Annotated in this window: 13 protein-coding genes; 4 read left to right on the top strand and 9 right to left on the bottom strand. The window is 71.7% G+C overall.

Annotation, left to right across the window (positions count from 1 at the left end; all coding sequences use genetic code 11):
• Position 1 precedes the first annotated feature (1 nt).
• Positions 2-1018 (top strand): inorganic phosphate transporter, encoded by a 1017-nt coding sequence (locus ABZ321_RS41025; RefSeq protein ID WP_344511626.1) that lies wholly within the window; start codon positions 2-4, stop codon positions 1016-1018.
• A gap of 13 nt (positions 1019-1031) precedes the next feature.
• Here the strand turns inward: ABZ321_RS41025 and ABZ321_RS41020 are convergent, their stop codons facing one another.
• Genes ABZ321_RS41020 through ABZ321_RS41010 form a run of 3 tightly spaced genes read right to left on the bottom strand, consistent with a single transcriptional unit; the run spans position 1032 to position 4372 of the window.
• Positions 1032-3029, bottom strand: coding sequence for a M91 family zinc metallopeptidase (locus ABZ321_RS41020; protein ID WP_354901080.1), 1998 nt, complete (start codon positions 3027-3029; stop codon positions 1032-1034).
• Positions 3026-3352 (bottom strand): hypothetical protein, encoded by a 327-nt coding sequence (locus ABZ321_RS41015; protein ID WP_344511485.1) that lies wholly within the window; start codon positions 3350-3352, stop codon positions 3026-3028. Before ABZ321_RS41015 ends, ABZ321_RS41020 begins: the two co-directional genes overlap by 4 nt.
• A gap of 42 nt (positions 3353-3394) precedes the next feature.
• On the bottom strand, positions 3395-4372 hold the full coding sequence (locus tag ABZ321_RS41010) for a Gfo/Idh/MocA family oxidoreductase (protein ID WP_354901078.1): 978 nt from the start codon (positions 4370-4372) through the stop codon (positions 3395-3397).
• Between the two features lie 38 nt (positions 4373-4410).
• Between ABZ321_RS41010 and ABZ321_RS41005 the strand changes: the two genes are divergently transcribed.
• Positions 4411-4842: a hypothetical protein gene (locus ABZ321_RS41005; RefSeq protein WP_344511489.1), complete on the top strand. Its 432-nt coding sequence runs from the start codon at positions 4411-4413 to the stop codon at positions 4840-4842.
• A complete protein-coding gene (locus tag ABZ321_RS41000) occupies positions 4842-5603 on the top strand; it encodes an NUDIX hydrolase (protein WP_354901076.1) in 762 nt (253 codons plus the stop codon). Before ABZ321_RS41005 ends, ABZ321_RS41000 begins: the two co-directional genes overlap by 1 nt.
• 9 nt (positions 5604-5612) lie before the next feature.
• Here ABZ321_RS41000 and pstB read toward each other — a convergent pair whose 3' ends face one another.
• The 6 genes from pstB to ABZ321_RS40970 form a co-directional block, all read right to left on the bottom strand.
• Entirely contained in the window at positions 5613-6389 is a 777-nt protein-coding gene (gene pstB / locus ABZ321_RS40995) for a phosphate ABC transporter ATP-binding protein PstB (protein ID WP_354901074.1), read from the bottom strand.
• A 20-nt stretch (positions 6390-6409) separates the two neighbouring features.
• A complete protein-coding gene (pstA, locus tag ABZ321_RS40990) occupies positions 6410-7495 on the bottom strand; it encodes a phosphate ABC transporter permease PstA (protein WP_344511495.1) in 1086 nt (361 codons plus the stop codon).
• Positions 7495-8397, bottom strand: coding sequence for a phosphate ABC transporter permease subunit PstC (gene pstC / locus ABZ321_RS40985; RefSeq protein ID WP_354901072.1), 903 nt, complete (start codon positions 8395-8397; stop codon positions 7495-7497). Before pstC ends, pstA begins: the two co-directional genes overlap by 1 nt.
• 98 nt (positions 8398-8495) lie before the next feature.
• Entirely contained in the window at positions 8496-9614 is a 1119-nt protein-coding gene (gene pstS, locus ABZ321_RS40980) for a phosphate ABC transporter substrate-binding protein PstS (RefSeq protein ID WP_344511499.1), read from the bottom strand.
• Positions 9615-9807: 193 nt separating this feature from the next.
• A complete protein-coding gene (mshD, locus tag ABZ321_RS40975) occupies positions 9808-10761 on the bottom strand; it encodes a mycothiol synthase (RefSeq protein ID WP_354901070.1) in 954 nt (317 codons plus the stop codon).
• 82 nt (positions 10762-10843) lie between these two features.
• Positions 10844-11545: a response regulator transcription factor gene (locus tag ABZ321_RS40970; RefSeq protein WP_344511503.1), complete on the bottom strand. Its 702-nt coding sequence runs from the start codon at positions 11543-11545 to the stop codon at positions 10844-10846.
• 219 nt (positions 11546-11764) lie between these two features.
• Between ABZ321_RS40970 and ABZ321_RS40965 the strand changes: the two genes are divergently transcribed.
• A complete protein-coding gene (locus ABZ321_RS40965) occupies positions 11765-12715 on the top strand; it encodes a hypothetical protein (protein WP_344511505.1) in 951 nt (316 codons plus the stop codon).
• Positions 12716-12787: the final 72 nt, after the last annotated feature.

Raw genomic sequence — 12787 nt, 5'->3', positions numbered from 1 at the left:
CATCAGCGCGCAGCTCATCGCGGTGCTGGCGGTCATCCTCGTGGCACTGGTGTTCGACTACACCAACGGCTTCCACGACGCGGCCAACGCGATCGCGACCTCAGTCTCCACCCGCGCGCTCAGCCCGCGCACGGGTCTGATCATGGCCGCGCTCGGCAACTTCGCCGGCGCGCACCTCGGCGGCCAGGTCGCCAAGACCGTCGGCAGCGGCATCATCCACCCGCCGAGCGGGATGAGCGGCCTCGGCATCGTGTTCGCCGGCGTCGTCGGCGCCATCGTGTGGAACCTCATCACCTGGTACTTCGGGATCCCCTCCTCCTCGTCGCACGCCCTGGTCGGCGGCCTGGTCGGCGCCTCGCTCGGGGCGATGCTCTTCGGCGTCGACGACGCCACCGTCCTGTGGGGCGGCATCGTGGAGAAGGTCGTCATCCCGATGGTGGCCTCGCCGCTGGTCGGCTTCACGCTCGGCGGCGTCGCGATGATCGCCATCATGTGGATCTTCCGGAAGGGCAACCCGCGCAAGCTCAACAAGGGCTTCCGCTACGCGCAGACCGCCTCGGCCGCGGCGATGTCGGTCGGCCACGGCATGCAGGACGCCGCGAAGACCATGGGCATCGTGGTCCTCGCCCTGTACGCCGGCGGTTACCAGGACAACACCAGCCACATCCCCGAGTGGGTGTTCTGGACCTCTTCCACGATGCTGGCGCTCGGCACGTACTCCGGCGGCTGGCGGATCATCCGCACCCTGGGCCGCAAGGTCATCGACCTCGACCCACCGCAGGGCTTCGCCGCCGAGACGGTCGCCTCGGGTGTGCTCTTCACCACCTCGTGGCTGGGCGTGCCGATCTCGACGACCCACACGATCACCTCGGCGATCATGGGCGTCGGCGCGACGAAGCGGCTCTCCGCGGTCCGGTGGAGCGTGGCCGGCAACATCCTGGTCGCCTGGGTCCTCACCTTCCCGGCCGCGGGAGCCATCGCCGTCCTCGCCTACGCGATCTCGCGCTGGATGTTCTGAGCCTCCATAGGCCCTAGGGGCGGCCGTACGTGTCCCGGAGCGGCAGGCGCATCTCGGTGCGCAGGCCGTTCTCGGTGAGCTCGATCGGGTGCCGCGGGTCGAGGCGGTTGGCGGTCGCGGGGTCGCCGTCATGGTCGATGGGCAGCCCGGTCGCCTGCCGTTCGAGGTTGAGCACCGGGTTGCCCAGACCGTCCACATCGCGTCCGCTGGCGCCGTTGTACGGGTGCTCGTCGGCCGTCCCGTGCGTGAAGTCGTACACGTGCGCCAGCTCGTGGAACAGCGTCGACAGCGGCGGGCGGCCGTCCTGCAGGGCACCCCACGCCGGGTTGTAGCGGATCACCGGCCACGGCCCCGGCTCGGCGTAGCCGTTGTCGTCGCCCACCGGCCGGATGGTGATCGGCACCGCGGTCGCCTGCAGCGCGGCCAGCATCTGCCGGCCGGCGGGGGAGGCGGCGAGCAGGTCCAGGTCCGTCCGGACCCGCTCGGCGAACTCCGCGTCGCCGTCGATCCGGATGAACGCGTCCATGGATGTCGCGACCCCGGTCATGTGCTCGACCCCGGCGGCCCGGTCGTCGCCCTGGCCGTAGAGCAGGTCGTCGCCCTCACCACCGCGCACGGCGTCGGCGCCGGCACCGGAGTAGACGACGTCGTCGCCGGCCCCGCCGGTCAGCGTGTCCTCGCCCTGCCCGCCGGACAGCACGTCCCGGCCGTCGCCGCCGTCGAGGACGTCGTCGCCGGTGCCGCCCTCCAGGTAGTCGCCGCCGGCGCCGCCGGTCAGGATGTCCCGGCCGGAGAGCCCGTAGAGCACGTCCGCGCCCTCGCCGCCGTCGAGCCGGTCGTCGCCCGCCCCGCCGTCGAGGTGGTCGCCGGAGTCGCCGCCGAAGAGCGTGTCGTCGCCGCCGTTGCCGGCCAGCCGGTCCTCGCCGGCGCCGCCGTCGACGGTGTCCGCGCCGGCCCCGGCACTGATCACGTCGTCGCCGTCGCCGCCGAAGAGCAGGTCGTCGCCGTCGCCGCCGTCGACGCGGGCCACGCCGCCGCTACCCCAGAGCCGGTCGTCCCCGCCACCGAGCGCGGCCGTCTCGGCCTTCTGGTCGCCGCCCCGCCACGGTCCCAGGCTCACCAGGTCGTCGCCGTCGCCCGCGCGCACCGTGTCCGCTCCCGCGCCGGCGAGCAGCGTGTCGTCGCCGGCGCCGCCCTCCAGCGTGTCGTCGCCCGAGCCGCCGAGCACGGTGACCGCGCCGCCGCCCTCCACACGGACGGTGTCGTCGCCCGACCCGGCCCGCACGACCAGCCGCGCACCCGCCGGCACGCGCACCGGCACCCCGCCGACCAGCACGATCCTGCTGCCGTCGGCCTCGGTGCGCACCGTCACGAAGTCGTCGCCGGCGCCGGCGTCCACCACGACGCTGCCGGCCACGATCACGTCGACGGCGTGTGACGCCTCGGCCGCGGCCAGCCAGCCCTCGACGCGCCCCGCCGCGATCTCGCTCCAACCGGCCGCCACCGCCGCCCACCGCGGTCGTGCCGATCGAAGCGCGGCGTCGTGCACGACCAGCGCCTGCGCGATCTCCGACCGGATCGTCGCGGCCTCGGTGACGGCCCGCCCGACCGCGGCGGCCTGCACCGGGTCCGCCGGGCTGAACGTGACCCCGTCCAGCCCCCGCCGGTGCGGCACGGCGGCGATCGCCCGCCACGCGTCGTCGAGCAGGTCCTGGCCCCGCCGCAGCAGCGCCGCCATCGCCTCGTACCGGTAGGCGACCTCCGGCGCCAGCCCCGTCACGGCGTCCAGGTCCCGGCCGAGCCGGCCCCGGTGCGACTGGTAGCTGTCGGCCGCGTCGCCCGCCCAGACCAGCCGCCGGGCCGCCGTGTCGAGCGCCGTGCGCGCCGCGTCCGCGTCCCGCCCCACCTGCCGCCACACCACGGCCGCCGCGTCGAGCAGCGCGGGCCGCGCCTCGAGCCGCCACAGGTCGTCGACGGTGACCGCCTCCATGACCAGCCCCGCGTTCGTCATGCCGGCGCTCCGCGGGAACCGCCCATGCGCTGGTCGGCGAGGCGGTCGGCCTCGTGATACGCGAACGCGGTGCGCCACAGGCGCTCGGCGTCGCCCTCCAGGACCGCCACCAGCCCGCTGATCACGGACTGGGCGTCCCGCAGGACCATGGTGCAGGTGCCGTGCAGGGCGGCGCCGCCGCCGAGGTTGCCGAACGCCGTCGCCGGGACCGGCAGGTCGCGGTAGCCGCCGCGGAAGTGGTCGCCCAGGTGCGCGGCCGCGGCCAGGCTCGCGTCGGCCAGGTCGCTCAGCGCGCCGGGATCGGCCCGGATCTCCTTCGCCATATCGCGCACGGTAATGGTGACACGACGAACGGATGGCCCCGTTCAGCTCGAGTAGTCAAGACCGACCTTTACCCGTACAACATCCAAAACCGTCAAAATGTCCAGCGTCTCCGACAGCGGGACCAGCGGGCTCTCGGTGCGGCCCTCCCGGATGCAGCGGTGCACCTCGGCGGCCTCGAAGTGGTAGCCGGCACCCTCGAACGGCAGGTCGACCGTCTCGGCCTCGCCGCCGCGCCAGATCGTGAAGCCGGACGGGTGGAAGAACTCGCGGGCCACCTCGATGCGGCCGGTCGTGCCGGTGACGGTCGCCCGGCGGGCGCTGTCGCCGACCAGCGAGCAGGTCAGCGCGGCGAGCGCGCCGGAGTCGTAACCGAGCAGGATGCCGGTGTTCTCGTCGACGCCGCCCGCGCTCATCCGCGCCCACGCCTGCACGCTGGCCGGCGCGCCGAGGAACAGGTGCGCGAACGTCACCGGGTAGATCCCGACGTCGAACAGCGCCCCTCCGCCGAGCGCCCGGGACAGCAGCCGGTGCGACTCGTCCCACGGGCCGGCCATGCCGAAGTCGGCGTGCACGGCGGTCGGGTCGCCGATCGCGCCGGCCGCGACGAGCTCGACCATCCGCCGGATGGCGGGGATGCAGCGCATCCACATCGCCTCCATGAGGAACACGCCGCGCTCGCGGGCGGTCGCCACGAGGGCCTCCGACGACGCGACGTCGAGCGTGAGGGGCTTCTCCGTCAGCGTCGCCTTGCCCGCCGCGAGCGACAGCATCGTCGCGTCGTAGTGCGCGGTGTGCGGCGTCGCCACGTAGATCGCGTCGACCTCCGGGTCGTCGACCAGCGCCTGCCAGGAGCCGTGCGCCCGGGGGATCCCGTGCTTGGCCGCGAACCGCTCGGCGCTCTGCGCGGTGCGCGAGCCGACCGCGGCGACCTCCGCGTCGGGCAGCAGGTGCAGGTCTTCGACGAACGTGCTCGCGATGCTGCCGGTGGACAGGATGCCCCAGCGAATGCGGTCGGCCATGGCGTTCAATCTAGTGCTCGGCGGGGTACCGGACCGTCGTGGGACCAGATGAGCAGCACCGCAGGCCAGACGGTGTCTCCGACGCCACCGTCGAGGCGCTGGGCAAGTTGAGCGAGGCCCTGGAGTGCGTCGAGCGGGCCCGTGGGCGCCTCTACGACCTGCACCAGCTGATCGGCCACGCGGACCTGATGCTGGACGAGGCCGTCAGGCTCTTCCGCGAGGCCGGCCACCCGAAGCTCGCCGAGCGAATCCAGACCGACCTGGTGGGCCGCAACGTCATCGCGGGCCACTGGACGTTCCAGATCGTCGAGGACTTCGACGACGACTACTACGCCACCTTCAAGGACCTCGACCGGACCGCCCGCGACGAGCTCGTCCAGGGCCGCCGGCACCTCTACGAGGCCGAGATGAAGGAGCGGCGCCGCACCCACGGCCGCCCCGGGCACGAGCAAGGCCCTAGTGTGGCCTGATGGTTGAGTTCCGTCTGCCGCCCGCCCTCGCCGAGCAGGCCCGTCAGTTCGCGGCGTCGGGTGCTGTACCGGTGGAGCCCCGCCTCGCCAGCACCGTGGTGCTCATGCGGGCGCCGTTCGAGGTGTACCTGCTGCGCCGGGTCCCCACGATGGCCTTCGCCGCGTCGATGTACGTGTTCCCCGGCGGCGGCGTCGACCCGCGGGACGCGACGGTGCAGCCCGGCTGGGCCGGCCCGTCGCCGGCGGAGTGGGCGGCGCGGCTGCGGCTGCCGGAGTCCGTGGCGCGCTCGGTGGTCTGCGCGGCGGTCCGGGAGGTGTTCGAGGAGTCCGGCGTGCTGCTGGCGGGCGCGGACGTGGACACCGTGGTCGGGGACGTGAGCGGACCCGACTGGGAGCGGGCCAGGATCGCGCTGATCCAGCGGGAGCTGGGCTTCGCCGAGTTCCTCACGGACAACGGTCTCGTGCTGCGCTCCGACCTGCTGGCGCCCTGGTCGCGCTGGATCACGCCGGAGTTCGAGCCGCGGCGCTTCGACACGTACTTCTTCCTCGCCGCCCTGCCGGAGGGTCAGGTCACGAGGGACGTCGGCGGCGAGGCCGACGACACGGTGTGGTGCTCGCCGGCCGAGGCCGCCGACGGCCGCTTCACGATGCTGCCGCCCACCATGCACACGCTCGTCGAGCTGGCCGGGGTGGGCGGCATCGAGGCGGCCCTGGCGGCGGCGTCGGACCGTGACCCGGCCGACGCCATCCGCCCGATCTGACCCACGCGCTTAACCGAACCGGCCGGTGATGTAGTCCTCGGTCTTCTTCACCGACGGGTTGGTGAAGATCTTCGCGGTGTCGTCGTACTCGATGAGGCGGCCGGGGTCGCCGGTCTTGTCGATCGAGAAGAAGCCGGTGCGGTCCGAGACGCGCGCCGCCTGCTGCATGTTGTGCGTGACGATCACGATCGTGTACTGGTTCTTCAGCTCGGTGATCAGGTCCTCGATCGCGAGCGTGGAGATCGGGTCGAGCGCCGAGCAGGGCTCGTCCATCAGCACGACCTGCGGCTCGACCGCGATGGCGCGGGCGATGCACAGGCGCTGCTGCTGACCGCCGGACAGGCCGGCGCCGGGGCGGCTGAGCCGGTCCTTGACCTCGTTCCACAGGTTGGCGCTGCGGAGCGCCTTCTCGGCGACCTCCTCGAGCACCGACTTCTTGCGCACGCCGTTGAGCCGCAGGCCGGCCACGACGTTGTCGAAGATCGACATGGTCGGGAACGGGTTGGGCCGCTGGAAGACCATGCCGATCATCCGGCGGACGGCGGTGACGTCGACGTCCTTGTCGTAGATGTTCTGCCCGTCGATGAGGAGCTGCCCCTCGATCCTGGCGTTGGGCAGGACCTCGTGCATCCGGTTGATCGACCGCAGGAACGTCGACTTGCCGCAGCCGGACGGCCCGATGAGAGCGGTGACCGACTTCGGCTCGATCGTCATCGAGACGCCGTCGATGGCCTTGAAGGATCCGTAGTACGAGGTGACACCGTGGGCTTCGATGCGCTTTGCCATGTGGGGCGCTCCAGAAAGGGTCATCGGGCGAGCTTGTTTCGGCGGGCCAGAAGCTTCGCCGCGACGGTGAGGACCAGGACGAGGACGACCAGCGTGAGGGCCGCCGTCCAGGCGCGGCCGGGCGCGAACTCCGAGGCGACCCCGGCCTGCTCGAAGACGAACAGGGAGAGGGACGACTGGTTGCCGCTGAACACGTTGAAGTTGATCGAGTTGAGGCCGCCGGCGACCAGCAGGACCGGTGCGGTCTCACCCGCGGCCCGGGCCACCGCCAGCATGACGCCGGTGACGATGCCCGGCAGCGCCGTCGGCAGCACGATGCTGACGATCGTCTTCCAGCGGGCCACGCCGAGCGCGTAGGCGCCCTCGCGCAGCGCGCTGGGCACGAGCCGCAGCATCTCCTCGGTGGAGCGGACGATGGTCGGCAGCATCAGCACGCTCAGCGAGAGCGCGGCCGCGAAGCCCGAGTAGGCGGCCCGGCCGTCGTTGAACAGCGGCGTGACCGTGAAGACCCAGAACGACAGGATGAACAGGCCCGACACGATCGACGGGATGCCCGTCATGACGTCGACGAAGAAGCGGATCGCGTTGGCCAGGAAGCCGCGGCCGTACTCCACGATGTAGATCGCGCCGAGGATGCCCAGCGGCACCGTGATCAGCGTGGCGAGACCGGCCTGCTCGAGCGTGCCGATGATCGCGTGGTAGGCGCCGCCCTTCTCGTCGAACGCGCCGATGTTGTTCATCGACGTGCCGAAGAAGTTGCCGTCGAGGCGGGTGGTGCCCTTGCTGACCAGGGTCCAGGCCACCGACAGCAGCGGGGCCAGGGCCAGGATGAACGCGCCGTAGATCAGCGTGGTGGCGATCCGGTTGCGGGCCGCGCGGCCGCCCTCGACGATCGAGGCGGCGATCGCGAAGAACGCCACGAACAGCACGGCCGCGACGACCCCGGTGAGGACCAGACCGCCGGCCGAGGTCAGGTAGATCAGGACGAACGCCACGGCGATCGCGGCGGCGGCCGCCGCCCAGGCCGACCACGACGGCAGGGACTTGCTGCGCAGCTGCTGGCCGCTGCTCAGCCCGACGACGCGCTCAGGGGTTTCGACGCTCATCATGCGCTCCCGACGAATTCGCGGCGCCGGTAGATGATCGCGCGCGCGGCCATGTTGACGACCAGCGTGATGGCGAACAGCACCAGACCGGAGGCGATGAGGGCACCGCGACCGGTGTCGTTGGCCTCACCGAACCGGTTGGCGATGTTGGAGGCGATGGTGACACCGCCGGGGCCGAGGAAGTCCCACTTGATGTCGTAGACGCCGCCGAGGGTCAGCGCGAGGGCGATCGTCTCGCCGAGCGCGCGGCCCAGGCCCAGCATGACCGAGGCGATGATGCCCGCCTTGCCGTAGGGGAGCACGGCGGTGCGGATCATCTCCCACTTGGTGGAGCCGAGCGCGAGCGCGGCCTCCTGGTTCTCCGGCGGGGTCTGCATGAAGACCTCGCGGGAGAGCGAGGTGACGATCGGCAGGACCATGATCGCCAGGACGATCGAGCCGAGCAGGATCGACTTGCCGTAGGGGCCTTCGCTCCCGAAGATCGGCAGCCAGCCGAGCGTGTCGTGCAGCCACTTCGAGAAGTTGGTGATCGGCTCGTAGAAGTAGTCGCGACCCCAGAGACCGAACACGACGCTGGGGACGGCGGCGAGCAGGTCGATCACGAAGCCGAGGCTGGTGGCCACCCGGCGGTGCGCGTAGTGCGACAGGCACAGCGCGATGCCGAGGGCCACCGGGACCGCCAGCAGCAGCGCGAGCGCGCCGGTGAGCACCGTGCCGAAGACCGTCGCCGCGACACCGAACTGCGGGGTGTCGCCGTCGGTGAACCACGACTTGTAGGTGAAGAAGTTCTCGGTGTCCTTGTTGATCGCCGGGATGGCCTTGACGATCAGGAAGACGGCGATGGCGGCGATGATGACGAGCACCATCGAGCCGGCAGCTGTCGCGGTGCCACGGAAGATCATGTCAGCGCCGAGACGGCGCTTCCTCGGAAGACCGCCACCTCCGCCGGGCGAACCGGCGGAGGTGGCAGGCAGAGTCTGCTGGCTCAAGGAGAGTCCTGTCAGGCCAGGTTCTTGACGGAGGCAGCGACCTTGGTCTGGACCGACTCGGGCAGCGGGGCGTAGCCCAGCTTCTCGAGCTGAGCCTGGCCGGCGGCGCTCACGGTGTAGCCGAGGAAGCCCTTGACCAGGTCGAGCTTGTCGGCCGGGGTGCCCTTGCTGCAGACGATCTCGTAGGTCACCAGGATGATCGGGTAGGCCCCGGCCTCCTTGGTGGCGTAGTCGATCGAGAGCTTCAGGTCGTCGCCGGTACCGGTGATCTTGGCGCCCGCGACGGTCTTGCCGGCCGCGGCACCGGTCAGCGCGGTGTACTCACCGGCGCCGTTGAAGATCTTGGCGGTCGAGAGCGAGTTGACCTTGGCGAAGGACCACTCGACGTAGCCGATCGCGCCGGGCGCCTTCTTGATCGCGCCCGCGACGCCGTCGGAGCCCTTCTCGGCCTGGCCGCCGGTGGCCTTCCAGACCTTGTCCTTGCCGAAGGTCCAGGTGCCGGCCGCGGCCTTGTCCAGGTAGCCCGTGAAGTTCTCGGTGGTGCCCGAGGACTCCTGGCGGTGGATGGCGTTGATCGGGGTCGACGGGAGCGTCGCGCTCGGGTTGTCGGCCTTGATGGCGGCGTCGTCCCACTTGGTGATCGAGCCACCGAAGATCTTGGCGAGGGTCTCCGGCTTGAGCTGGAGGTCCTTCACGCCATCGAGGTTGTAGGCGATGGCGATCGGGCCCGTGACCATCGGCAGGTTGAGCGCCGGGTTGCCGCCGCAGCGCGCGGTGGCCTTGGTGGTCTCGTCACCGTCCTTGAGGGCCGAGTCGGAGCCCGCGAAGTCGGCCGTGCCACCCGAGAAGGCGGTGATACCGGCACCGGAACCGGTGCCCTGGTAGTCGATCTTGGCGTCGGTGCACTTCTGCTGGTACGCCTTGATCCACTCGTCCATCGCGTTCTTCTGCGCGGACGAGCCCTGGGCCGTCAGCGAGCCCTTGGCGCAGGTGATGTCGGAAGCCGCGGTGCTGCCACCGCCGGTGCCCGGCGTGCTGGGGGTCTCGTTGTTATCCGAGCCGCACGCGGTGAGCGCCAGCGTCGCGGTGAGCGCGATGCCGGCCATGATGCCGTGCCGCTTGAAGTTCACTGCGGTCCCTTCGTCGGGGTACTGCCGACGGGGGTCGTCGACTGAAAGCGACGCTAAGAGCGCTAGGTAACCGGTCCTCCGGAGGCGGGTGAACGCACGGTGAACAGGTGCTTCGGGGAAGGTGACGCCTGGTCGGAGGCCAGTTTGCCAATGGGTGAACTGCCCAGTGGAGATAGCCGGTGCCCGTTTTGCGTCAGCGCGTCGCGGCGCCGTCCCGGGGCCCGGACCGCTGGAAGCTCACGTCCATCGCCCAGCGCACGAACCCCAGCCGCTGGTAGAGCGACACGGCCCGCCGGTTCTCCTCGTCGACGTAGAGCATGACCTGCGAAAGCCCGCGGGAGCGCAGGTGCCATAGGCCGGCCAGGGTCAGCGCGCGGCCCAGCCCGCCGCCGTGCGCGCCGGGCGCGACGCCCAGCACGTAGACCTCGCCGATCGGGTCGTGCGAGCGATCCTCGGGATCGCCGTGGATCTTGGTCCAGTGGAAGCCGACGAGCTCTTCCGGCGGATCCTGGCGGAACGCCAAGAGGAAGCCGGCCGGGTCGAACCAGGGCTCCTGAATCCGCACGCGCAGGTCGTCGAGGGTCCACTTGCCCTGCTCGGGGTGGTCGGCGAAGGCGGCCGCGTTGACCGCGAGCCAGGCGGCGTCGTCCTCGCCCGGGCGGAACCCGCGCAGGGTCACCCCGTCGGGGAGCGCCACCTCGTCCAGCGGCGCGAACAGCGACCGCCGCAGCTGCAGCAGCACCCGGGCCCGGTCGAAGCCGAGCCGGATCGCGAGGGCGGAGGCCGACGGGTGGTCGCCGTGCGCCCACAGTCGCAGCCGGCCGCCGGAGCGCTCGTCGGCGACCGCGATCGCCGCCTCGGCGAGCGCCCGCCCGATCCCGCGCCGCCGGTGCTGTGGGTGCACCGCCAGCTCGGCCGAGGCGCCCGCGACCGCGTCGGTCGTGTCGACGTGCGCATACCCCGTGACGGTGCCGTCGGCGTCGCGCGCCAGCAGGTGCACCGCCTGCGTCTCGCCCCCGTGTCGCAGGTGCAGCACCACATGCTCCGACAGCGGCAGCGCCCCGTCGGTGTCGCCGGCGGCCTGGCTCAGCGCGAGCACCTGGTCGACCTGCGCGGTGGAGAGGCGGTCCAGCTGCTCGACGGTCACGGGCCAAGCCTAGAGCAGACCCTTACCGGGATCGCCCCGTGCGGCGGCCTGTGTGTCGGACTGTGTCGGCCCTGTGCGGCGGTCAGACCCGCACCGGCTCGGACTCGTGCAGCGGGCGGGCCGGCGGGACCACGAACTTGTAGCCGACCTGGCGCACCGTGCCGATCATCGACTCGTACTCCGAGCCGAGCTTCGCGCGCAGCCGCCGCACGTGCACGTCGACCGTGCGGGTGCCACCGAAGTAGTCATAGCCCCAGACCTCGCGCAGCAGCTGGTCGCGGGTGAAGACCCGGCCGGGGTGCTGGGCGAGGAACTTGAGCAGCTCGAACTCCTTGTAGGTGAGGTCGAGCGGGCGGCCCTTGAGCTTCGCCGCGTAGGTGTCGGGGTCGATCGTCAGCTCGCCGGCCTTGATCATGCCCCCGCTCGCGGCCGCGGCCGAGTTGAGCCGGCCGACGCCCAGCCGCAGCCGGGCCTCGATCTCGGCGGGGCCGGCGCTGGCCAGGACGACGTCGTCGAGGCCCCAGTCGGCGTGCAGCGCGACGAGGCCCGCCTCGGTCACCACCGCCAGCAGGGGCACGCCCAGGCCGGTCGCGTGCAGCATCCGGCAGGTCGCGCGGGCGTCGGCAAGCTCCGTGCGGGCGTCGACGATCACAGCGTCGGGGCTAGGACCGTTCACCAGTGTGCGGACATCGCGCGGGGCGGTGCGCACCGTGTGGGGCAGCAGGTCGAGGCCGGGCAAGACCACCTGGCCCGCGGGAGCCGCGGTCAGCAGCAAGATCTCCACGAGTCACCTCCGCGGCTCTGTTTCGTCCCGGCCACACTGACGGGAGGTTGTGGGGGTATCTCAGCCCAAGAATATCGGAGTATTCATCGTTTGCGACCAGCGGCAATCCAGATCGGGACAGTCGGCTGAGCCACACTCCACCGTTCCCCGTCGCGTGCTATGCGCGATTTCGTCATCCCGGTGGGGGTTGGGTGAGGGGAGTTCTGGCACCATCGGGGCGTGCCCGCTACCCCGCCCTCCGCCGAGAACCACGCCGAGGACCACGGCGCCTGGCCTTCGGCCGCCGACGAGGCGCCCCGGCGTCGGCGCCGGGAGCAGGCCGACGTCCCGGACAATCCCGAAACGCCGGGACAAATCCCCCCGGTGCGGCGCATGGTCTCCCTCGGCATCGCCGGGTTCGCGGCCCTGATGACCGTCGGGCTCGTCGTCGGCGCGCAGACCAGGCACGAGTCCTACGCCGTGGTGATCTTCGGCGTGCAGGTCCTGTTCGTCGGCGTGTGGATCATCGCCAGCCGGCCGCCGGCCCCACGCGTCGTCGCCGCCGTCGGTATAGCGGTCGCCGTCGGCACCGACGTCGCCGCGGTCCTCACCCGCCCGGCGTCCCTCGCCCCGCTGGCGTATGTCACCGCGGCCGGGTTCATCGTCGGCGTCGTCGGCCAGCTCACCCGCCCCGCGGGGCGGCAGCGGGTCACCGAGTCGCTCGGCTCCTCGCTCGTGGTCACCCTCGGCGTCGTGGCCTTCGCCAGCCTGATCGTCCTCGGCAGGATCCCGCGCGGCACCCAGGCGATCGTCGCCTGCCTCGCCGCCGCCGGCATCGCCATCGTGATCGCCCGGCTCACCGACGCGATCGTCGCGCTGCCCCGCATCGCGCCGCAGGTCCCGCGCGGCGGCGCCGGCGTCGTGCTCGGCGCGATGGCCGGCACCGCCGCCGCCGGCGCGATCGGCAACCTGCTCGACGGGATAACGCCGCTGTGGAGCGCCCTCGCCGGCCTGGCCACCGCCATCGTCGCCGTCATGGTGGACCTGTCCGTCGGGTATGCCGAGGCCAGCCGCGTCATCGACGGTGACGAGCCCGCCATGTACCTCGCCCGCCACATCCAGGGGCCGATGGGGGCCTTCGCCTTCGCCGCGCCCGCCGCCTACGTCGCCAGCACGCTGTTACTGCTCTAGTACTGCTGTAGGGCCCCGCGGTTGCGAGGGTAGGAAATCCTGGTGGCTGGGTACGTCCCGGTTACACCCACC

Origin of the sequence: Dactylosporangium sp. NPDC006015 (assembly GCF_040614215.1) — a bacterium.
Lineage (GTDB): Bacteria > Actinomycetota > Actinomycetes > Mycobacteriales > Micromonosporaceae > Dactylosporangium > Dactylosporangium maewongense.
The sequence above is the reverse complement of the archived record's forward strand: the minus strand, read 5'-3'. Positions and strand labels throughout refer to the sequence as shown.